The organism is Ornithinimicrobium pratense (genome assembly GCF_008843165.1).
Taxonomy (GTDB): Bacteria; Actinomycetota; Actinomycetes; order Actinomycetales; family Dermatophilaceae; genus Ornithinicoccus; species Ornithinicoccus pratensis.
This window is the reverse complement of the sequence record NZ_CP044427.1, coordinates 2,155,690-2,175,838: the sequence shown is the minus strand read 5'-3', so window position 1 is coordinate 2,175,838 and position 20,149 is coordinate 2,155,690. Positions and strand designations below refer to the sequence as shown.

The window sequence follows — 20,149 nt, the reverse complement described above, 5'->3', positions numbered from 1 at the left end:
CCGGCCGCTGGCAGGGATGACCCCCTCGCGAGGGCAGGTCAGGTCTCACCCACGGCCTTGGCGTGTGAGCCTGCTCACCAAGGCTCAACTAGCGCGGGACACGCCGCCGGGGGATTGGGGTGCAGCGGGATGGGGGCGGCACACTGGGACCATGCTCGCTCTCGTCGTCGCCATGATCATCTGTGTCAGCCTGGGTGCCGGCGTCGTGGCCTTCGTGATGCTCGAGGCGCGCCGAGAGGGACGTGGCGAGTTCTGGACCGCCGAGGGGGAGGAACTGATCGCAGGCGTCCGCCGGACGGGGGAGAGGGTGCGGGAGCGCGGCTCCCGGCTCGGAAGCACCGCCGCCGAGCGGAGCCAGGCCCTGCGCGAGCGACTGCCCGAACGGCCCGCCCCGGGCCGGGACGCCGTCGCTCGCCCCTCCAGGCCTGTGCCGGGCCCCTCGGACGAGGATCTGCCGGCGGCCAGCTGACCCCTGGGCAGCTGGCTGTGGGTCGACGGGCCCGGTCAGCCGTTCACGGTGAGGACCTGCTCCCCGTCGTTGACGTCGATCGTCACGGGGAAGGTGTCCGTCTCGCCCAGGGGGATCGTGATGTCGTAGGGCACCAGGACCTGCGTGCACCTCATCTCGCCCTTCTCGAGCGTGGTGAGGTGGACCAGGAAGGTGTCCGCGTCCTGCTGGACCTCGTAGGCGACCGTGTGGCAGGGGGTGGGGGCGTTGCCTTCCACGTCGAGGAAGAGCTGCACCGGGTCAGACTCGGCCTGCCGCACCTCGAGGCTGTCGATGAAGAAGTGACCGTCCCCGCGGGTGTCGGCCAGCACCTTGCCGTCCGGGTCCTCGGTGCCGTCACCCGGGTCGCCCGTGCTGTCACCCGGGTCGCCCGTGCTGTCACCTGGGTCGCGGGTGCTGTCACCTGGGTCGCCGGTCTCGCCGGTCTCGCCGGTCTCGCCGGTCTCGTCGGGGTCACCCGGGGAGATGGTGTCCTGCTCGGTACTGGTGGGTGCGTCACCACCGGCGTCGGGGGTCCCGGTCTCGGTGCCGCAGGCGGCCACGGTGAGCAGGGCGGCGAGGGCGAGGGCGGCAGTGCTGGTCCGTCTCATGTGGGTCGGACGGCGCACGATGCGGGGAGGTTCCGGGGCGTCTGGAAGACTGTCCGCCGTGGGACCGATCAATGAGCTCTGGGAGATCCTCGCCGTCGTCTCCATCGTCGTCCTCGCAGGGCTTGCTCTGCTGGTGGCCCTGGTGCGGGGCCGCGGCGGACGCAGCACGACCCTGCCGCCGGGGGCGGAACGGGATCGGCCGCCGGCCGTCGGCACCGACCCGGTGGGGCAGGAGCCCGGGGACGGTGAGGTCCTTCTCGAGGACCGCCCCGCCGACGTCCAGGACCGCGGCGGTGTCGCCGCCCAGGAGATCGAGCTGGAGGAGGCCGCCGCGCTGGAGCGGCCCGCCTCCGCGCGGGGCCGCCTGCAGCGGCTGCGGGCCCGGTTGGCCCGGTCCAACACGGCCATGGGACATGTGCTGCTGGCCCTCCTCTCGCGCGAGGGGCTGAGCGAGAGCGACTGGGAGGACGTCGAGGACACGCTGCTGGCCTCGGACCTGGGCGTGGAGGCGACGACCGAGCTGGTCAACGCCCTGCGCACCCAGGTCAAGATCGAGGGCACCACCGACCCGGAGGTGGTGCGCTCCTGGCTGCGGACCGACCTGCTCCGGCTCGTCGACCCCACGATGGACCGGCGCATCGCTGCTAGTCGGACCGAGAACCACCCGGCCGTCATCCTCGTCGTTGGCGTCAACGGCACCGGCAAGACCACCAGCGTCGGCAAGCTCGGCCGGGTGCTCGTCGCTGAGGACAAGGACATCCTCTTCGGCGCGGCCGACACCTTCCGCGCCGCTGCCGCGGACCAGCTCAGCACCTGGGGCGAGCGGGTCGGGGTCCCCACCGTGCGTTCCCAGCTGGAAGGGGCCGACCCCGCCTCGGTGGCCTACGAGGCGGTCAAGGCCGGCATCGACCTGGAGTCCGACGTGGTGATCATCGACACCGCCGGGCGCCTGCACACCAAGCGCGGGCTGATGGATGAGCTGGGCAAGATCAAGCGGGTGGTCGAGAAGCTCGCCCCGGTGGGCGAGGTGCTGCTCGTGCTCGACGCGACGACCGGTCAGAACGGCATGCGTCAGGCGGAGGAGTTCGCCAAGGAGGTCGCCATCACGGGCATCGTGCTGACGAAGCTGGACGGCACCGCCAAGGGTGGCATCGTGGTCAACGTCCAGCGCAAGCTGGGCGTGCCCGTCAAGCTCATCGGCCTGGGTGAGGGCCCGGACGACCTCGCACCCTTCGACCCGGAGGCCTTCGTCGACGCCATCGTCGGCCGCGCAAGCTGACCGCAGACGCGTCGGCTGACAGGCCGGGGTGATCGCCTCTCAGGCCCCGGCGGAGTTGTCAGGACGGTTGCGGGGTTCCTGAGGGTCGGACATGGCCCAGCTGACCGCTGCGGTGCCGACGCGACCCAGCGGTCGGGCGAGCACCCGCAGCGCCACCTTGTCCGTGGCCCGCAGCGGCCCGGGCAGCCGCAGGTTCAGCAGCTCGCGGGCGTAGCCGGGCAGCATCTCCACCGCCCCCGCGGCGAGCAGCCAGAAGCCCGGACGGGCGGCGACCGGCAGCGGCGGCTCGAGCAGCAGGAAGCGGGCGACGTCCAGGGCGCCGGGAGTTGCCTCCAGCTCGGGCCGGTATGACGCCAGCTGACTTTCCAGCTCGGCCACCGTGAGCGGGGGGTCGGGGATGCCGAGCCTTCCCGCCGCCCAAGCGGCCTGCTCCACATACCGATCAGCCTCGGGAGGGGTGAGCGGGGTCCGGGAGTAGCGCTGGTGCGCGAGCAGGAAACTGTCGATCTCGGCAACGTGCACCCAGCGCAGCAGGTGCGGGTCGGTGGCGTCGTAGGGGCGGCCGTCGTGGGCCGTGCCGACGACCGTGGTGTGCACCTTGTTGATCCGATCCAGGATCTTCTCAGCCGTCTCGACGGGACCGAAGGTGGTCATCGCGATGAACTCGCTGGTGCGCTGCAGCCGGCCCCAGGGGTCACCGCGGAAGCCGGAGTGCTCACCGATCCCGGCCATGGCAAGCGGGTGCAGGGACTGCAGGAGCAGGGCGCGGATGCCGCCGGCATACATGCCGGCATGCCCCTGCACCCGGCAGATCGGGTCGTCCGGGGCGAATCGGCGCTCGCCGGGAGCCACCCAGATCGCGTGGGCCCGACGCTCGGCGTCGGGCCCGGCAACCCGGTCCCGGAGCGCTTCGGCGAGGCGGCGACGGGCGGTGCGAATGGGATCGGCCACGGGTCCAACGTATCCTTGCGGGGTGTTCAACTCCCTCTCCGACCGTCTCGCGCTGACCTTCAAGAACCTCAAGCGCAAGGGCACCGTCACCGAATCCGACCTCAACGCGACCATCCGCGACATCCGGATGGCGTTGCTGGACGCCGACGTCGCGCTGCCGGTGGTCAAGGAGTTCACCGGTGCCGTGCGGGAGCGGGGCCTCGGCGCCGAGGTGCACCAGGCGCTGAACCCCGCGCAGCAGATCGTCAAGATCGTCAACGAGGAGTTGGTCTCGATCCTGGGCGGGCAGACCCGCCGGATCACGCTGGCCAAGACCCCGCCGACGGTCATCATGCTCGCGGGCCTGCAGGGGTCGGGAAAGACCACCTTCGCCGGCAAGCTGGGCCGGTGGCTGGCCGACCAGGGGCATACTCCCCTCCTGGTCGCGGCAGACCTGCAGCGGCCCAACGCCGTCACCCAGCTCGAGGTGGTCGGGCAGCGTGCCGGGGTCGCAGTGTTCGCGCCCGAGCGTGGCAACGTCTTCGGCCACGACGCCGCCCTGGAGTCTGGGGAGGGCACCCGCTCCTTCGGTGACCCCGTCGACGTCGCCGTCGACGGTGTCGAGGATGCTCGCCGTAAGGGCCACGACGTCGTCATCATCGACACCGCCGGCCGGCTGGCCGTGGATGTCAACCTCATGCGCCAGGCCCACGACATCCGGCTGGAGACCAACGCCCACGAGGTCCTCTTCGTCATCGACGCGATGATCGGGCAGGCGGCGGTGGAGACCGCCAAGGCCTTCGCAGACGGCGTGGGGATTACCGGCTCGGTGCTGACCAAGCTGGACGGTGACGCCCGCGGTGGTGCGGCCCTGTCGGTCGCGACGGTGACCGGACAGCCGATCATGTTCGCCTCCACCGGCGAGGGCGTGAAGGACATCGAGCTCTTCCACCCCGACCGGATGGCCTCTCGCATCCTGGACATGGGTGACGTGCTGACCTTGATTGAGCAGGCCGAGAAGGCCTTCGACCGGGTGCAGGCACAGGAGATGACCCGCAAGTTCCTCTCCGAGGAGGACTTCACCTTCGACGACTTCCTTGAGCAGATGTCGGCGATCAAGCGGATGGGCTCGCTGAAGCAGATGCTCGGGATGATGCCCGGGATGCAGCAGATGCGGGCCCAGCTGGACTCCCTGGACGAGAAGGAGTTCGACCGGGTCGAGGCGATGGTGCGCTCGATGACTCCCTTCGAGCGCAACCACCCCAAGCAGATCAACGGCTCGCGCCGGGCCCGCATCGCCCGGGGTTCGGGTGTCTCGGTCTCAGAGGTCAACCAGCTGCTCGAGCGTTTCGCCGAGGCGCAGAAGATGATGCGCCAGCTGAAGAAGGGCGGGATGCCGGGGATGCCCGGGATGCCGGGGATGCCCGGGATGGGTGGCGCCGGCGGCAAGCGCAGCAAGACCCCGCAGAAGAAAAAGGGCAAGTCGGGCAACCCGGCCAAGCGCGCGCAGCAGGAGCGGGAGGCAGTGCAGAAGGCCCAGGCCGCCCGGGAGGCCTCACTGGAGAGCGCCTTCGGCGCGGGAGCCCTGGGGCAGGACGAGGCCGGTACGCCTTCCGGCCAGGGCGGCGATCTCGCCGGCCTCAAGCTGCCGGCGGGCTTCGAGAAGTTCCTGGGGGACCAGGACAAGAAGTAGTCCCCGACCGGCGACGCGGTTCGCCCCGACCGGCGACGCGGTTTGCCCCCGACCGGCGACACGGTTTGCCCCGACCGGCGACGCGGTTCGCCCCCGACCGGCGACACGGCCCGCGCCGTGATCCCGTGTCCCGGGCAGACCGTGTCGCCGGTGGAGACAAAGCATGTCGCCGGTGCGAGGCTAGAGCCGGGGGAATGGGGCGCCTTTAGGTTGGCTCCCTGGAGACCCTCGCGCAAAAGATCGCCGCGACCGCCCGGGCGCTGAAGCTGGCCGCTGTGGCCTCAAGTGCCGGCAGCCGGCCGATGCGGCACAGCCAGCTCACGCAGTCCCCCATCGAGCTCTATGGCACCCGGGTCATCCCGCCGGTCTGCGAGCTGCTCGGCGACTGATCCGAGAGGTATGTCGGCCGGGCGTGGCAGAGTCTGGTCATGGAGGGCACCCACAGCACCCATCGACCCCACGCACGCTGCGGCATCGTGCCCGGCTACCTGCTGCGCCGGATCGCCCAGGCCGAGCCCGAGCTTGCCCCGGCCCTGGAGTTCGCGCTGCGGGACGGCGAGGCCACCCGTGGGCGCAGGGAGCTGCTCGGCACTCGCTGGCCGGGCGGCCACGCACCCCTGCAGGGGCGGCTCATGGTGCCGCCCGTGCGGCTGGCCAACACCCCGGCCGGGGAGGTGCTCTCCCTGCCCGATCACGTCCCCCTGCCCGAGGATGCCGCGCCGGACCGGCAGGTGCACGACGCCGAGCACGGCACACTGCTCCCCGGGCGGCTGGTGCGCACCGAGACCGGCGACGGTCCCTGGGAGCCGGCCGTCGAGGAGGCCTTCGACGGGCTCGGCGCGACCTGGGAGGTGCTGGCCCGGGTCTACGGCTGGGACTCGCTGGACGGCCAGGGGATGCCGTTGGTCGCTACCGTCCACTACGCCCGCAACTACGCCAACGCCTTCTGGGACGGGCGGCAGATGGTCTTCGGCGACGGCGACGGGGTCTACTTCCACCGCTTCACCGCCAGCATCGACGTCATCGCGCACGAGCTGGCGCACGGGATGACCCAGTACACCGCTGGTCTGACCTACGTCGGCCAGTCCGGGGCGCTCAACGAATCGGCCTCGGACGTCTGGGGCGCCCTGGTGCGCCAGTGGGTCCGGGACGAGACGGTCGCCGAGGCCGACTGGCTGATCGGTGCCGACCTGTTCACCGACCGAGTGCAGGGCGTGGCGCTGCGCTCCATGGCCGCGCCGGGAACGGCCTATGACGACCCCGTACTCGGCGCCGACCCACAGCCGGGGCACATGGACGACTACGTCGTCCTCCCGCACGATGCCGACCACGACAACGGCGGCGTGCACATCAACTCCGGCATCCCCAACAGGGCCTTCCACCTCTTCGCCACCGCCCTGGGCGGCCGGTCGTGGGAGCGGGCCGGGACGGTGTGGTTCGACACCATGGCCACGCGGGGGCTGATCCCCCGCGACTGCGACTTCGCGACCTTCGCCCGGGTCACCCTGCAGGTGGCAGCCGGCCGGTATGGCGTGGGCTCGGAGGAGGAGCAGGCGCTGCTGTCGGCCTGGGACCAGGTGGGGCTGCGGCCGGGGGAAGCCGACCCCGTGGCGCTGTCCACCTGAGCTCTGCCACGCTGCGCTGCCCTGCTACTCGGACCGTAGGCTCGGCCGGGTGGCGACCCGACGATTCACCAAAACCGAGCTGGAGTCCTTCCGGGACAGGGAGGTGCCTGACCTGCTGCCCGCCGACGGGTCGGCGGTGCGTCTGCTCTTCGTCGGCATCAACCCAGGGCTGTGGACCGCAGCCACCCAGACCCACTTCGCGCACCCGGTCAACCGGTTCTACCCCGCGCTGCTGCGCGCCGGCATCATCGAGCACGCCATCGACCCCGCCGCCGGCATGACCGACGAGGACCGGGCCCACCTGCTCGGGCGGGGGATCGGGATCACCAACCTGGCGCCGCGTGCCACGGCGCGGGCCGACGAGCTGTCGAAGGAGGAACTGCGCCAGGGCGGGCAGCGGCTGCGCGAGACCGTGCGAAGGGTGCGACCCCGGGTGGTCGCGGTGGCCGGCATCACCGCATACCGCAGCGCCTTCGGGGTGCGCACGGCCGTGGCCGGTCGCCAGGCCGACCCGCTGGAGGAGGCGGTGCTCTGGGTGGTGCCGAACCCTAGCGGGCTCAACGCGCACGAGACCGTGGACTCCCTGGCGGCCTCCTACGCCCACCCGGCCCGCGAGGCGAGGGTGCTCGCGCGCTGACCTGCGGCCTGGTCAGCCTGTCGCGTCGTCCACAGGTCGGACGCGGCGAGGCCGCCATTGCTGCACCGAGCCGACCGGCACGAAACCGCGGCGGAGGAAGAACCGCAACGAGCGGGCGTTGCCGGGCGTCACGGAGGCCAGCACCAACTCACCGCGGGGCACCCGGGCCAAGGCTCCGGCCAGGAGTTGTCCAGCCTCCCCGTCCTCCGCCTGGATGCCGACCTCCGTCAGACCCGCAATGCCGCGCGACAGGGTGGCCAGCCCAGTGGTCTCATGGTCGGGCAGGCCGAGGACCCGCACGTCGTCGCGCCAGAGGTGTGCATGGCGGGCCCGTTCCGCGCAGGCCAGGTCGGGCCGGGTCACGAGCGGCGCGACGGGCACGTCGCTGTCCGGACGGGTCTCGGGGCCCGGAGCCTGAGCGGTCGGTTCGGTGGCCGGGGCGACCAGCAGCACGTCGAGCACCCCGATCTCGCCCTGACCCGCCAGCGCCGCCACCAGGCGGGGGTCGTGGACGCCGCCGTAGCCGTGCACCCCGAGCCGCAGCAGCGCCTCATCGCTCACCTCGGCGGCGACGGCCAGGACCGCGTGCCCGGTGAAGGCCACCGCGGCCTCCACCCCCGCTCGCCAGGGCCGCGCCCGGGAGACCCCGCCGTCGACCGGCGGGAACCGCCCTCCCGCCGCCCCGCGGAGCAGCGCGGTGAGGTCGACCCGGTCCATGAGCACATGGCCGAACCTACTCGCTAACCTGAGCGCACGGCATACCCGCAAGGAGGCGAGATGAGCGCACCGGCGCTGCACATCCAGGGCTCGGTCCTGGTCGGTCCCGGGGAGGTCCTGGACGAGGTCTGGGTGATCGAGGGGGTGGTCAGCCTCACCCCGCCGATGTCGGGGGAGGTGCAGACCGTCCACGGGTATGCCGTGCCGGGGCTGGTCGATGCCCACTGCCACGTCGGGCTGGAGGCGCACGGCGCGGTCGACGACGCCCGTGCCGAGGAGCATGCCCTGGCCGACCGGGACGCGGGCGCGCTATTGCTGCGAGACGCCGGGAGCCCGGCCGACACCCGGTGGGTGCAGGAGCGCGAAGACCTGCCGCGGCTGATCCGCGCCGGGCGGCACATCGCCCGGACGAAGCGCTATCTGCGCAACTTCGCCTGGGAGATCGAGCCCGAGGACCTGGTGGAGTACGTGCGTCAGGAGGCGCGCAACGGGGACGGGTGGGTGAAGCTGGTCGGTGACTGGGTGGACCGGGAGAGCGGGGACCTGGGGGTGTGCTGGCCGGTCGACATCCTCACCGAGGCGATCACCGCCGCGCACGAGGAGGGGGCGCGGGTGACGGCGCACTGCTTCGGGGAGCAGTCGCTGGCCGACTTCGCCGCGGCCGGGACGGACTGCATCGAGCACGCGACGGGGTTGACCGATGAGACGATCGACACCTTCGCCGCCCAGCGGATCGCGATCGTGCCCACGCTGGTCAACATCGACAACTTCCCCAAGTTCGCCGAGGCGGGGCGGGGCAAGTTCCCTACCTACGCCGACCACATGATGGACCTGTACGAGCGCCGCTACGAGACGGTGGCCAAGGCACGGGAGGCCGGCGTGCCGGTCTACGTGGGCACCGATGCCGGTGGCCAGCTGCCGCACGGGCTGGTCGCCCGTGAGGTGGAGGCGCTGACCCGGACCGGGATGTCCAACCTGGAGGCGATCGGGGCAGCCACCTGGGCGGCGCGGGAGTGGCTGGGCAGACCGGGCATCGCCGAGGGGGAGGCGGCCGACATCGTGGTCTACCGGGACGACCCGCGCGAGGACGTGCGGACCATGGCCGACCCGCACCGGGTGATCCTGCGCGGCCACCTCTACTAGAGGGGGCCCTCCCGAAGCTGCCCTCCCGGAGCGGGCCCCACTAGAGCGGATCGGTCAGGCCACCGCGGCGTCGCCGTCCCCCGTCCTCTCCACGGACAGCAGCGCTTCGTAGGCCTGTTGGTACAGGAAGGCCGGCGGCTCCTCGGCAACCATCGACTCACGAAGGAGGGTGACGGCCAGCTGCAGCAGGTCCTCCCGGCCACCGCGTCGCCGCAGCAGGGAGACCTCGTCCTCCAGCATCCGGTCCAGCAGCCGCTCCGACATCGTCGGTCCCTCCGCCAGGCGGGTGCCGTGGAAGAGCCACTGCCACAGCTGCATCCGGTTCAGCTCCACGGTGCCGAAGTCCTCGACGTGCCCGGCCAGGGTGATGGTGCCCTCGCCAGCCAGCCAGCCGGTCAGGTAGGTCAGCGAGGAGCGCAGCGCGGTGCGGACCCCGGTCAGGGTGGCCGAGCCGGCCAGGGAACTCACGTCGCGCAGCGCCCCAGGGTCGATCGCGCCGGAGGGTCGGGCCGGTTCGGGCAGGTCACCCTCCTCGCGGTGACGGTCGCGCTCCTCGAAGGGTGCCCGGGCGACAGGCACCAGGGCAGGGTGCAGCACCCAGGCGCCGTCGAAGCCCTCGGCGGCCTCCCGAGCCTTGTCCCGGTGCACCCGGGCGTGCGTCATCGACACCGACTCGTCGAACGGGCCGCCGGCGGCCAGCGCGATCGGACCGCCGATGGCCTGGACCCCGCGGCGGCGGCAGACCCGCACGATCGCGTCGGAGTAGGTGCGCAGGAAGCGGGTGTTCATGGTGAAGGCGTCCCGGTCGGGCAGCACGTGGTCGGGCCGGGCGCCGTAGGTGCGCAGGTGGGAGAAGACGTAGTCCCACCGGCCTGCGGCGAGCCCGGTCACCCGCTCCCGCAGCTCGTGCACGATGTCTTCCAGCTCGTAGACGGCCTGAACCGTCTCGACGAGCACGCTGACGCGGGTGCAGCCCTGGGGCAGTCCCAGCAGCTCCTCCATCCGCGCCAGCGTCCGGTCCCACCAGCGGGCCTCGGCCGCCGTCTCCAGCTTGGGCAGGTAGACGTAGGGGCCGGTGCCGTTGTCCTGCAGGGTGGCCCCGCACCGGGCCAGGAAGGTGAAGGTGTCGGTGAGCGCGGCGCTTGCCGGCGCGTCGTCGACGAGGAAGTGAGCCTCGTCCAGGTGCAGCCCGCGAGGGCGGACCATGAGTGTGGGGACCCCCGGCTCGGGGTCGCCGCTCCGGGTGGTCGCGACCTCCTGGATCACCCGTTGGGCGGCGAAGAGCCGCGCCTGGGTGGGGACCAGCATGTCCTCCAGGTCGGCCACCCACACATCGGCCCCGGAGGCCAGGGCACCTTTGGCGTGCTCGGGGGTGGCCGGCGTGGCCAGCTCCACGAGCCGGTAGGTCAGGTCGGCCGGGTGCGGGCGCACCCGCCAGGCGTCGTCGTCGCGGGTGTGCCGGGCCGCGGCCGGCACCTCGAGCTCGGCGCCTTCACGGATCGTCCGGGAGAGGTCCTTGCGGGCCTCGATGAGCGCATGCAACTCGGTACGCGTCTCCCGCTCCAGCGTGCGCAGCGCCTGGAGCCTGGTCTCGTCGAGCAGTCCGGTGGGGTACTGGTCCTGGTCCATCGTGTCCTCGTCCTGGGTGCGGCGGGTGTGGTGCGGGTACGGGGCGTGGGGGTGGGAAACCGGGTTGGCAGCCAGGGTATGCCGAGGCACCCAGCACAGGTGGCGGGCCGGTCCCGGGTGCCTCGTCAGACCTGCTGCCCGATCGATGGAGTCGATCGGTCAGCAGGGCCGCCGATCAGTGGAACTGCTCGGACTCGGTGGAGCCGGACAGTGCCGTGGTGGAGGACTCCGGGTTGACCGCGGTGCTCACGGCGTCGAAGTAGCCGGTGCCGACCTCGGCCTGGTGGCGCACCGCGGTGTAGCCGCGCTCGGCGTCGGCGAACTCGGCCTCCTGCAGCTCGACGTAGGCGCTCATGCCCTGGCGGGCGTAGCTGTGCGCCAGGTGGAACATGCCGTGGTTGAGGGAGTGGAAGCCGGCCAGGGTGATGAACTGGAAGGCGTAGCCCAGCTCGCCCAGCTTGTCCTGGAACTCGGCGACCTCGGCGTCGGACAGCGCCGACCTCCAGTTGAAGGAGGGGCTGCAGTTGTAAGCCAGCTTCTGGTCGGGGAAGTCCTTGTGCAGCTCCTCGGCGAACTCCCGCGCCAGACCGAGGTCGGGGGTGCCGGTCTCGACCCAGATGAGGTCGGCGTACGGGGCGTAGGCCTTGGCCCGCGCCAGCACGGGCTCGATGCCGCTGCGGACCCGGAAGAAGCCCTCGGAGGTGCGCTCGCCGGTGGTGAACTCCCGGTCGATCTCGTCGACATCGCTGGTCAGCAGGTCTGCGGCCAGGGCGTCGGTGCGGGCAATGACCAGCGAGGGGACCCCGAGGACGTCGGCAGCGAGCCGGGCTGAGTTCAGGGTGCGCACGTGCTGGCTGGTCGGGACCAGCACCTTGCCACCGAGGTGACCGCACTTCTTCTCCGAGGCCAGCTGGTCCTCCCAGTGCACGCCGGCGGCGCCGGCGGCGATCATCGACTTCATCAGCTCGAAGACGTTGAGCGGACCGCCGAAGCCCGCCTCCGCGTCGGCGACGATCGGGGCGAAGTAGTTGACGTCGGTCTCGCCGTTCATCCAGGCGACCTGGTCGGCACGCTTGAGCGCGTTGTTGATTCGGCGGACCACCGCCGGGACCGAGTTGGCGGGGTAGAGGCTCTGGTCGGGGTAGGTCTCGCCGGCCAGGTTGGCGTCGGCGGCCACCTGCCAGCCGGAGAGGTAGATGGCCTCCAGCCCGCCCTTGACCATCTGCACCGCTTGGTTGCCGGTCAGGGCGCCCAGGGCGCGGGTGAACGGTGTGGTCTCCAGGGCCTCCCAGAGGCGCTCGGCGCCCCGGCGGGCCAGGGTGTGCTCCTCGACGACGGAGCCGCGCAGCCGCACGACGTCCTCGGCGGAGTAGCGGCGCTCGACATCCTTCCAGCGGGGGTTGCTTGCCCAGTCGTGCTCGATCTCCTGGGCCTGCTGCGCGAAGGGCGTCCGCTCGGTGGAGGGGGTGGTGGTCGTCATCATCGGCTCCCGTGTGGTGAGGGTAAAGCGGGCTGTTCTCACGAGTCTGCCCCGCTCCGATCCCTATCAGACGTCCAGATCCTGTCAAGAACATCGGTTTTTTCGTTAAGGTGGAGGTATGCGGACTTCTCACGCCCGGGTGCTTCCGTTCCGCCCGTCGACCCGGCTGGACGGGGTCGAGGACGAGGTCCGGGCGGGTCAGGCCGACCCCGTCGCGGTCGGTCGCCGGATCCGGCACTACCGCCGGCGCTGCCGCCTGACCCTGGCTGACGTGGCGACCGAGGTCGGGATGTCGCCGTCCGCGCTCTCCCTCATCGAGAACGGCCACCGGGAGCCGCGCGTCTCTACCCTGGCGGCCCTGGCCGCGACGCTGCAGGTGGACACCGCCGCACTGCTGTCCGGGGGTGCGCCGACCCGCCGCGACGCGCTGGAGGTGCGGTGGCAGCGGGCCCAGCGCTCTGAGGGCTTCGAGACCCTCGGCATACCCACGGTCCGCACGGGGGCGGGCCTGCCGGATGACGCGCTGGAGGCTCTCGTGGGGCTCTACGAGACGGTGGTAGGGCTGCAGCAGCAGCGCGCGGCCACGCCCGAGTTCGCCCGCCTGGCCAATGCGGAGCTGCGGGCGTTGATGCGTGAAGCGGACAACTACTTCCCGGAGATCGAGGCGCGGGCAGCCGAGTTGGTGCGGGTGGTCGACCACAGCCATGGACCGGTCACCCGGGAGGCGGTCAGCCGGATGGCGCGGCACGTCGGCTTCGAGCTCGAGGTCGTCCCGGACGTCCCGGCCTCGACCCGGACGGTGACCGATTTGGACCACCGGCGGATCTACCTGCCGGCCCGCGGCGCGCACGACATCCGGGCGGCCGCGCTGCAGGCCTTGGGGCACGTCGTCCTGGAGCACGAACCACCGCGTGACTACGCCGAGTTCCTTGCCCAACGGGTGGAGATCAACTACTTCGCCGCCGCCGTGCTCGTCCCCGAGCTGACCGCGGTGCCCTTCCTGCAACGAGCCAAGGCTCAGCGGGACATCGCCCTAGAGGACCTGCGCGACGCCTACGGGGTGTCCTACGAGACAGCCGCCCACCGGTTCTGCAACTTGGCCACGCGCCATCTTGACCTGCGCGTGCACTTCATGCGCACCAGCGCCGACGGCGTGATCTACAAGGCCTACGAGAACGACGGCGTGCGCTTCCCGATGGACGCCTCCGGGGCCATCGAGGGTGCCCGGGTGTGTCGCGCCTGGACGGCCCGTGTCGTCTTCGGAGAGCCGGTGGGGTCGGCCTACGCGCAGTACACCGACACCGGCCGCGGCACCTTCTGGTGCACCGCCGTGGCCGAGCAGACCCCCGCCGGGGTGTTCTCGGTCAGCCTCGGGGTGCCGTTCGACCAGGTGCGCTGGATGCGCGGCCGGGAGACCACGCAGCGCCGGGTCTCCGGCTGCCCCGACCCACGGTGCTGCACCCAGCCGCCGGCGGAGCTGGCCCGGCAGTGGGCGGGCAAGGTCTGGCCCAGCGCTCGCGCCCACTCCCACCTGCTGGCCGTCATGCCACCCGGAGTGTTCCCGGGTGTGGACGACACCGAAGTGCTGCGGTTCGTCGCCGATCATGCGCCCGGTTGGGAGGGCGCCGAGGATCTGGCACAATGATCCGGTACCCATCTGCGGTCGGTCCCTCTCACCTGCCCAGATGTGTCCACGCAGCTCGTCACCGCGCGTGTTCCCCACGCGGACCGCAGGGCTGCACACACCAGACCAAGAATGAGGAGACACCGCACACGTGGCTGTCAAGATTCGCCTGAAGCGCATGGGCAAGATCCGTGCACCGTACTACCGCGTCGTCGTCATGGACTCCCGCACCAAGCGGGACGGCCGGGCGATCGAGGAGATCGGCAAGTACCACCCGACCGAGGAGCCCTCGCTCATCGACATCGACTCCGAGCGGGCGCAGTACTGGCTCGGCGTCGGCGCCCAGCCCACCGAGCAGGTCGCTGCCCTGCTCAAGGTCACCGGTGACTGGCAGAAGCACAAGGGTGAGCCGGGTGCCGAGGGCACGCTGAAGCACAAGGAGCCCAAGCCGGACAAGCGGGCTCTCTACGAGGCCGCCCTCGCCGCCGCTGACAAGGAGGACGGGGGCAACTCGCCCGACACCCGTCGCCGCAAGGCCAAGGCCGAGGAGCCCAAGGCTGAGGACGCTCCGGCTGAAGAGCCCAAGACCGAAGAGCCCAAGACTGAAGAGCCCAAGACTGAAGAGCCCAAGGCCGAGGAGGCCTCGGTTGAAGAGGCCGCGAGCGACGCCGCGGCTGCCGAGGACACCCAGGCTGACAAGGCCGAGGCCTGATCGTGATCGAGGAGGCCCTGGAGCACCTGGTCAAGGGCATCGTCGACCACGACGGTGACGTCTCCGTGCGCACCAAGAGCTCGCGCTACGGCGACATCCTTGAGGTCCGGGTCCACCCCGAGGACCTGGGCCGGGTCATCGGTCGCCGGGGCCGCACCGCCAGCGCGCTGCGCACCGTGGTCGGTGCCCTGGCCGGCGGTCAGAAGGTCAGGGTCGACATCGTCGACACTGACCGTGTTCGCTGACTGTCCGCTGACCGGCGCCTGCACCTCCCGACGGCCCGCCCCGCGCACCCGCGCCGGGCGGGCCATCGTCGTCTCACGCTGCATACCCCCCACCCCAAGGAAGCCAGATGAGCCAGCCTGAGACCTTCATCGTCGCCCGCGTGGGCAAGCCGCACGGGCTGCGTGGCGAGGTCACCGTCCAGGTGCACACTGACGATCCCGAGCGCCGGTTCGTGACCGGGGCCGTCTTCACCACCGAGCCCGAAGGCGTCGGGCCACTGGAGCTGGCCACGGTGCGGGTGCACCAGGGGGTCTACCTGCTGGGTTTCGGCGGCCACACCGACCGCAGCGCCGCCGAGACGCTGCGCGGCACCCGACTGTTGGTGCCAGACGCGGACGAGCCCGAGGATGAGGACGGGTGGCGCGAGGAGGACCTGCAGGGGATGGAGGCGGTCCTCACCGACGGCAGCAGCGTCGGCGAGGTCGTCGCGCTGCACCTGCGTGAGGTCCAGGACCTCCTGGAAATCCGCACCCCCGACGGCCGCGACCTGCTGGTGCCGTTCGTGGAAGAGTTGGTGCCCGAGATCGACGAGGACGCCCACCGTGTGGTCCTGGACCCGCCGCCCGGGCTGTTGGAGCTGGGGGAGAAGTGACCCTGCGGATCGACGTCATCACGATCTTCCCGGACTACCTGACGCCCTTGGAGCTGTCCCTGCTGGGCCGCGCCCGGGAGCGTGGACTGCTGGAGGTACGGGTCCACGACCTGCGGGACTGGACGCACGACCGGCACCGCACCGTCGACGACACCCCCTATGGCGGCGGCGCCGGCATGGTGATGCGGCCCGAGCCGTGGGGCAAGGCGCTGGACGACGTGCTCGGTTCAGGTCCGGACGGGGCGAGCCCGCACCTGATCCTGCCGGGGCCGGGCGGCACGCCCTTCACCCAGGCCCGGGCCCGGGAGCTGGCCCACGAGGACTGGCTGGTCTTCGCCTGCGGCCGCTACGAGGGGATCGACGAGCGGGTCTACGAGGAGTATGCCGAGCGACTGCCGGTGAGCGTCCTGTCCCTGGGCGACTACGTGCTCAACGGGGGCGAGGTCGCCGTCCTCGCGATGACCGAAGCGATCGGGCGGCTCGTGCCCGGGGTGGTCGGCAACGCCGAGTCCCTCGTCGAGGAGTCGCACGAGGACGGCCTGCTCGAGTACCCCGTCTACACCAAGCCTGCGCTCTGGCGCGGCCGCGAGGTGCCACCGGTCCTGCTCTCCGGCGACCACGGCAAGGTCGCCGGGTGGCGGCAAGAGAAGCGGCTGGAGCGCACCGCGGCCAGGCGGCCGGACCTCATCGAGGCCTACCGACGGAGCCAGGCCGAGCCGCCCGCGGGGGACGCGCGGTAGAGCCCCTCGCGGTCGGCTTCCAGCGGGCGCGGCCCGACGGCCTACCATCCAGTCGTGCCAGTCCTGACCCTCCTCGCCCCACCGACCCGTCCCGACCTCACTGACGCAGCCGTACGCCAGGCGGCGGCCGGCCGGACCCTCGCCGAGGTCCGGTGGCTGGCCGCCGGGTCAGCGGTCGTAGCCCGCGTGGGCGGCCCGGACGCCGTCGATGAGGAGGCCTGGGCTCGGTGGCAGGAGCAGGGTGTCGACCTGGTCGTCCAGCCGGACGGACCACGGCGACGGCGGGTCCTGGTCGCCGACATGGACTCCACGATGATCGAGCAGGAGTGCATCGACGAGCTGGCCGCGTACGCCGGGGTGGGGGACCGGGTGGCCCACATCACCGCCCGGGCGATGAACGGCGAGCTGGACTTCGCCGCCGCCCTGCACGAGCGGGTCGCGCTGCTCCGGGACCTGCCAGAGTCGCTGATCGCGACGGTGATCGAGGAGCGGGTGACCTTCACCCCCGGCGGCGAGGTGCTGGTGGCGACAATGCGGGCACAGGGCGCCTACACCGCGCTCGTCTCCGGCGGGTTCACCCAGTTCACCCAGGCGGTGGCGGCGCGGCTGGGTTTCCAGGAGCACCGCGCCAACACGCTGCAGACCCGCGACGGACGGCTCACCGGAGAGGTCATGCCCCCCGTGCTGGGCAAGGAGGCCAAGGTGGCGACCCTGGAGCAGATCGTGGCCCGGCTGGGGCTGCACACCCGCGACGTGCTTGCGGTCGGCGACGGGGCCAACGACCTGCCCATGCTGCAGAGGGCCGGGACCGGCCTGGCCCTGCACGCCAAACCGGTGGTCGCCACCCAGGTGCCGGTCCGGGTCAACCACGCCGACCTGACCGCCGCGCTCTTCCTGCAGGGGTATGCCGAGCAGGAGTTCGTGCGTCCGGCGTGAGCTCGGACGCCGGCCCCGCCGGTGCGGTCGAGCAGCGGGTGGAAGTTGGTGCCGGGCCACCGCCTCTGGCACACTTGACCCTTGCGTCCCGGCTGACCGACCACGGCTCGCGCCCCTGCCACAGGGGGACCGCGCGAGGGGCCGACACCAGGGACCGCACCCCACGACGACCGTGCCGGTGGCAGCCCTGCCGCCGGCACCCAAGCGCCGAGGGTGACCTGTGGCACCACCGGTAGGAGAAGCATCATGCACAAGCTCGACGAGCTCGACGCTGCCAGCCTGCGGAGCGACATCCCGGACTTCCGCGCCGGTGACACCGTCGACGTCCACGTGAAGGTCATCGAGGGCACCCGCTCGCGTATCCAGATCTTCAAGGGTGTCGTCATTCGCCGCCACGGTGGTGGCATCGGCGAGACCTACACCGTCCGCAAGGTCTCCTTCGGCGTCGGTGTGGAGCGCACCTTCCCGCTGCACTCCCCGAACGTGGAGAAGATCGAGGTCGTCTCCCGCGGCATCGTCCGTCGCGCCAAGCTGTACTACCTGCGCGACCTGCGCGGCAAGGCCGCCAAGATCCGCGAGCGTCGCGACAGCACCCCCTCGGCCAAGGCCGCCTCCGCGGCCAAGTCCGCTCCCGCAGCTGCGGCCACCGAAGGTGCCCCGCAGGACGCCTGAGCAGACCCGTTTACAGTGCATACCCGCGCATCGGCGCGGACCGATCCCCCGCCCGGGACATCCGGCGGGGGATCGGCGTCTGTCCAGCCGGCCGGGTTAGGGTCGGCAGGGCCAGACCGACCCCGAACGGACCAGCCCTGACCGGGCGAGCCCGTATCGCAGGCCCCATCGAACGAGCAAGGACGGCAGCAGGTGAGCGACCGGACCCGCGAGGACCCCACGGGCGGCGAGGTGCCCGACGAGGACGCCACGCACGTTGCGCACGAGCCTGACCCGGGGCGTGACCGGCGTCGCGGCGGCGGGTTCTGGCGCGGCGTGCGCGAGCTGGCCGTGATCGCCCTCACCGCGCTGCTCATCTCCTTCCTCATCAAGACCTTCGTCATGCAGGCCTTCTGGATCCCCTCCGGCAGCATGGAGGACACGCTGGTCTACGGCGACCGGGTGATGGTGAGCAAGATCCAGGCCGGGCCCATGTCCATCGAGCGGGGCGACGTCGTCGTCTTCGAGGACCCGGGCGGCTGGTTGCCCGCCGTGCAGGGTCCTGACCGGGGGCCGTTGATGAATGGCGTCTTCGCCGGGCTGGAGTTCGTCGGGGTGGTGCCGTCCTCGCAGGGCAACCACCTGATCAAGCGGATCGTGGGGATGCCCGGGGACACCGTGGTGTGCTGCGACGAGGACGACCGACTCAGCGTCAACGGGCAGCCGCTGGACGAGAGCTCCTACCTCTACCCCGGCGACTCCCCCAGCACGGTGCCCTTCGAGATCATCGTGCCCGAGGACCACGTGTGGTTGCTCGGCGACCACCGCTCCAACTCCCGCGACTCCCGGGCCAACGACGACGGCACCGGCAGCGCGGGCTCGGTCCCCACCGACAACATCGTGGGCAAGGCGTTCGTGCTGATCTACCCCTTCAGCAACTTCACCTGGTTCACCACTCCCGACACCTACGACAGCGTCCCGGAGAGCACCACGTCGTGACCGCCACTACCCGCCCTACGAGCGCCCGCCGTGGCGCCGGCCCCCGCCGGCCGAGCCTGCGGGTCGAGCGGACCCTGCAGCGCGAGGGGTATGCCGTGCTGGTGGGCATGGACGAGGTCGGCCGGGGGGCGCTGGCTGGCCCAGTCTCGGTCGGCGTGGTGGCCATCGACGCCGACTGCCGCAGCGCGCCGCAGGGGGTCAAGGACTCCAAGCTGCTCACGCCCGCAGCCCGGGAGCGCTTGGTGCCGCGGATCCGCCGGTGGTGCCTGGGCCACGGGGTCGGCCATGCCTGGCCCGAGGAGATCGATGCGATCGGCATCATGGCAGCGCTGCGCCTGGCGGGCGAGCGGGCCCTCACCCAGTTGGAGGGGATCACGCCGCACCTGGTGCTACTCGACGGCAACCATGACTGGCTCACCGACCCGCGTCGGGTGGGGCTGCTGGGGCTCCTGGAAGAAGCGCCACCCCCGCCGCCCGTGCGCACCATGGTCAAGGCCGACCTGCGCTGCTCCTCGGTCGCCGCGGCGTCCGTCCTGGCCAAGGTCTCGCGCGACACACTGATGGTGCAGGCTGCGGGTGAGGAACGGCACACGCCCTACCGGTGGGAGCAGAACAAAGGGTATGCCGCAGCCGAGCACCTGGACGCGCTGCGCGAGCTGGGCCCGAGCGACTGGCACCGGCGCAGCTGGCGGCTGACGGGGCAGGCGCACCTGGATGGGGAGGCCCACATCGACGAGGCCCACAGCGACGAGACCCACAGCAACGAGGAAGGGAGCGCAGGATGAGCGCGGAGGATCTGGAACGCTACGAGACCGACATGGAGCTGGCGCTCTACCGGGAGTACCGCGACGTCGTCGGTCTGTTCAGCCACGTCGTCGAGACCGAGCGTCGGTTCTACCTGGCCAACGAGGTCGAGGTGCAGGTGCGGACCGGTGGCGGCGAGACCTGGTTCGAGGTGACGATGGCCGATGCCTGGGTATGGGATGTCTACCGTCCTGCGCGGTTCATCAAGAAGGCCCGGGTCATCACCTTCAAGGACGTCAACGTCGAGGAGCTGGCCAAGAGCGACCTGCAGGTCCCGGACGGCGATAGTCCCTTCGGCAAGTGAGCAGCACCGAGGTCCGCAGGTGAAGGGCGGCGCCTCCGGCCGCAGGGGGAGTGGCCGGAGGCGCCTTCGCGAGAAGGAGATCCCTCTCGCGGTGTGGGTGGGTCAGGGGCCCCACCCGGGCGACACCCGTGACGAGTCGCCGAGTTCCAGTATGACCCAGACACATGAAAGAACGATGAGAAGCACGACGTGTCTGGAGGGCACCGGACACCGGCCGTCGGGAGGCCGGTTGTCCACATCCTTGCGCGCGACCCTTGCTTGTCCACAGTCT

At 71.4% G+C, this 20,149-nt stretch carries 21 protein-coding genes; 16 read left to right on the top strand and 5 right to left on the bottom strand.

Features of this window, described 5'->3' with window-relative positions:
* The first annotated feature begins 151 nt into the window (after positions 1-151).
* Positions 152-469, top strand: a complete 318-nt coding sequence (locus FY030_RS09935) for a hypothetical protein (RefSeq protein ID WP_158061368.1) — start codon at positions 152-154, stop codon at positions 467-469.
* 35 nt (positions 470-504) lie between these two features.
* Here the strand turns inward: FY030_RS09935 and FY030_RS09930 are convergent, their stop codons facing one another.
* Positions 505-1,098, bottom strand: a complete 594-nt coding sequence (locus FY030_RS09930) for a hypothetical protein (protein WP_158061367.1) — start codon at positions 1,096-1,098, stop codon at positions 505-507.
* 58 nt (positions 1,099-1,156) lie between these two features.
* On the opposite strand from FY030_RS09930, the gene ftsY reads away from it, so the two are divergent.
* Positions 1,157-2,377, top strand: a complete 1,221-nt coding sequence (gene ftsY / locus FY030_RS09925; protein WP_158061366.1) for a signal recognition particle-docking protein FtsY — start codon at positions 1,157-1,159, stop codon at positions 2,375-2,377.
* Between the two features lie 39 nt (positions 2,378-2,416).
* Here ftsY and FY030_RS09920 read toward each other — a convergent pair whose 3' ends face one another.
* On the bottom strand, positions 2,417-3,328 hold the full coding sequence (locus FY030_RS09920) for an oxygenase MpaB family protein (RefSeq protein WP_238348224.1): 912 nt from the start codon (positions 3,326-3,328) through the stop codon (positions 2,417-2,419).
* 22 nt (positions 3,329-3,350) lie between these two features.
* Here FY030_RS09920 and ffh point away from each other — a divergent pair, with 22 nt between their 5' ends.
* The 3 genes from ffh (at position 3,351) to FY030_RS09905 (ending at position 7,262) form a co-directional block, all read left to right on the top strand.
* Positions 3,351-5,000 carry a signal recognition particle protein gene (gene ffh / locus FY030_RS09915; protein ID WP_158061364.1) on the top strand — a complete coding sequence of 550 codons (1,650 nt, stop codon included), beginning with the start codon at positions 3,351-3,353 and terminating at the stop codon, positions 4,998-5,000.
* A 428-nt stretch (positions 5,001-5,428) separates the two neighbouring features.
* Positions 5,429-6,625, top strand: a complete 1,197-nt coding sequence (locus FY030_RS09910; RefSeq protein WP_158061363.1) for a M4 family metallopeptidase — start codon at positions 5,429-5,431, stop codon at positions 6,623-6,625.
* A 49-nt stretch (positions 6,626-6,674) separates the two neighbouring features.
* Positions 6,675-7,262, top strand: a complete 588-nt coding sequence (locus FY030_RS09905) for a mismatch-specific DNA-glycosylase (protein WP_238348223.1) — start codon at positions 6,675-6,677, stop codon at positions 7,260-7,262.
* A gap of 12 nt (positions 7,263-7,274) precedes the next feature.
* Here FY030_RS09905 and FY030_RS09900 read toward each other — a convergent pair whose 3' ends face one another.
* Complete coding sequence (locus tag FY030_RS09900) at positions 7,275-7,979, bottom strand: N-acetyltransferase (protein ID WP_158061361.1); 705 nt, start codon at positions 7,977-7,979, stop codon at positions 7,275-7,277.
* 60 nt (positions 7,980-8,039) lie between these two features.
* Between FY030_RS09900 and FY030_RS09895 the strand changes: the two genes are divergently transcribed.
* Positions 8,040-9,122, top strand: coding sequence for an amidohydrolase family protein (locus tag FY030_RS09895; protein WP_158061360.1), 1,083 nt, complete (start codon positions 8,040-8,042; stop codon positions 9,120-9,122).
* A 54-nt stretch (positions 9,123-9,176) separates the two neighbouring features.
* Here FY030_RS09895 and FY030_RS09890 read toward each other — a convergent pair whose 3' ends face one another.
* A complete protein-coding gene (locus FY030_RS09890; RefSeq protein ID WP_158061359.1) occupies positions 9,177-10,841 on the bottom strand; it encodes an aldolase/citrate lyase family protein in 1,665 nt (554 codons plus the stop codon).
* 85 nt (positions 10,842-10,926) lie between these two features.
* Positions 10,927-12,231 (bottom strand): isocitrate lyase, encoded by a 1,305-nt coding sequence (gene aceA, locus FY030_RS09885; protein ID WP_158061358.1) that lies wholly within the window; start codon positions 12,229-12,231, stop codon positions 10,927-10,929.
* Positions 12,232-12,349: 118 nt separating this feature from the next.
* Here aceA and FY030_RS09880 point away from each other — a divergent pair, with 118 nt between their 5' ends.
* The 10 genes from FY030_RS09880 to FY030_RS09835 all read left to right on the top strand — a co-directional run bounded on the left by FY030_RS09880 (position 12,350) and on the right by FY030_RS09835 (position 19,878).
* Complete coding sequence (locus FY030_RS09880; protein ID WP_158061357.1) at positions 12,350-13,876, top strand: XRE family transcriptional regulator; 1,527 nt, start codon at positions 12,350-12,352, stop codon at positions 13,874-13,876.
* 130 nt (positions 13,877-14,006) lie between these two features.
* A complete protein-coding gene (gene rpsP, locus FY030_RS09875) occupies positions 14,007-14,567 on the top strand; it encodes a 30S ribosomal protein S16 (protein WP_158061356.1) in 561 nt (186 codons plus the stop codon).
* Between the two features lie 2 nt (positions 14,568-14,569).
* Positions 14,570-14,812 carry an RNA-binding protein gene (locus tag FY030_RS09870; protein ID WP_158061355.1) on the top strand — a complete coding sequence of 81 codons (243 nt, stop codon included), beginning with the start codon at positions 14,570-14,572 and terminating at the stop codon, positions 14,810-14,812.
* Positions 14,813-14,919: 107 nt separating this feature from the next.
* Entirely contained in the window at positions 14,920-15,444 is a 525-nt protein-coding gene (rimM, locus tag FY030_RS09865) for a ribosome maturation factor RimM (protein ID WP_158061354.1), read from the top strand.
* Complete coding sequence (gene trmD / locus FY030_RS09860) at positions 15,441-16,184, top strand: tRNA (guanosine(37)-N1)-methyltransferase TrmD (RefSeq protein ID WP_238348222.1); 744 nt, start codon at positions 15,441-15,443, stop codon at positions 16,182-16,184. The genes rimM and trmD overlap by 4 nt, the downstream gene beginning before the upstream one ends.
* A 54-nt stretch (positions 16,185-16,238) precedes the next feature.
* Positions 16,239-17,120, top strand: a complete 882-nt coding sequence (gene serB / locus FY030_RS09855) for a phosphoserine phosphatase SerB (RefSeq protein ID WP_158061353.1) — start codon at positions 16,239-16,241, stop codon at positions 17,118-17,120.
* A gap of 246 nt (positions 17,121-17,366) precedes the next feature.
* A complete protein-coding gene (gene rplS / locus FY030_RS09850) occupies positions 17,367-17,792 on the top strand; it encodes a 50S ribosomal protein L19 (RefSeq protein ID WP_158061352.1) in 426 nt (141 codons plus the stop codon).
* Between the two features lie 192 nt (positions 17,793-17,984).
* Positions 17,985-18,770, top strand: a complete 786-nt coding sequence (lepB, locus tag FY030_RS09845) for a signal peptidase I (RefSeq protein WP_238348221.1) — start codon at positions 17,985-17,987, stop codon at positions 18,768-18,770.
* The gene (locus FY030_RS09840; RefSeq protein WP_192498559.1) at positions 18,767-19,555 is read left to right on the top strand and encodes a ribonuclease HII; all 789 of its coding nucleotides are present in this window, start codon (positions 18,767-18,769) and stop codon (positions 19,553-19,555) included. The genes lepB and FY030_RS09840 overlap by 4 nt, the downstream gene beginning before the upstream one ends.
* On the top strand, positions 19,552-19,878 hold the full coding sequence (locus tag FY030_RS09835) for a DUF2469 domain-containing protein (protein ID WP_158061351.1): 327 nt from the start codon (positions 19,552-19,554) through the stop codon (positions 19,876-19,878). The genes FY030_RS09840 and FY030_RS09835 overlap by 4 nt, the downstream gene beginning before the upstream one ends.
* Positions 19,879-20,149 lie beyond the last annotated feature (271 nt).

What these genes read in the sequence shown, in the direction of transcription:
- FY030_RS09900 (WP_158061361.1), bottom strand. Translation starts at nt 7,979, where the DNA reads ATGGACCGGGTCGACCTCACCGCGCTGCTCCGCGGGGCGGCGGGAGGG.
- FY030_RS09835 (WP_158061351.1), top strand. Translation starts at nt 19,552, where the DNA reads ATGAGCGCGGAGGATCTGGAACGCTACGAGACCGACATGGAGCTGGCG.
- aceA (WP_158061358.1), bottom strand. Translation starts at nt 12,231, where the DNA reads ATGACGACCACCACCCCCTCCACCGAGCGGACGCCCTTCGCGCAGCAG.
- FY030_RS09910 (WP_158061363.1), top strand. Translation starts at nt 5,429, where the DNA reads ATGGAGGGCACCCACAGCACCCATCGACCCCACGCACGCTGCGGCATC.
- rplS (WP_158061352.1), top strand. Translation starts at nt 17,367, where the DNA reads ATGCACAAGCTCGACGAGCTCGACGCTGCCAGCCTGCGGAGCGACATC.
- FY030_RS09935 (WP_158061368.1), top strand. Translation starts at nt 152, where the DNA reads ATGCTCGCTCTCGTCGTCGCCATGATCATCTGTGTCAGCCTGGGTGCC.
- FY030_RS09930 (WP_158061367.1), bottom strand. Translation starts at nt 1,098, where the DNA reads ATGAGACGGACCAGCACTGCCGCCCTCGCCCTCGCCGCCCTGCTCACC.
- rimM (WP_158061354.1), top strand. Translation starts at nt 14,920, where the DNA reads ATGAGCCAGCCTGAGACCTTCATCGTCGCCCGCGTGGGCAAGCCGCAC.
- FY030_RS09880 (WP_158061357.1), top strand. Translation starts at nt 12,350, where the DNA reads ATGCGGACTTCTCACGCCCGGGTGCTTCCGTTCCGCCCGTCGACCCGG.
- FY030_RS09895 (WP_158061360.1), top strand. Translation starts at nt 8,040, where the DNA reads ATGAGCGCACCGGCGCTGCACATCCAGGGCTCGGTCCTGGTCGGTCCC.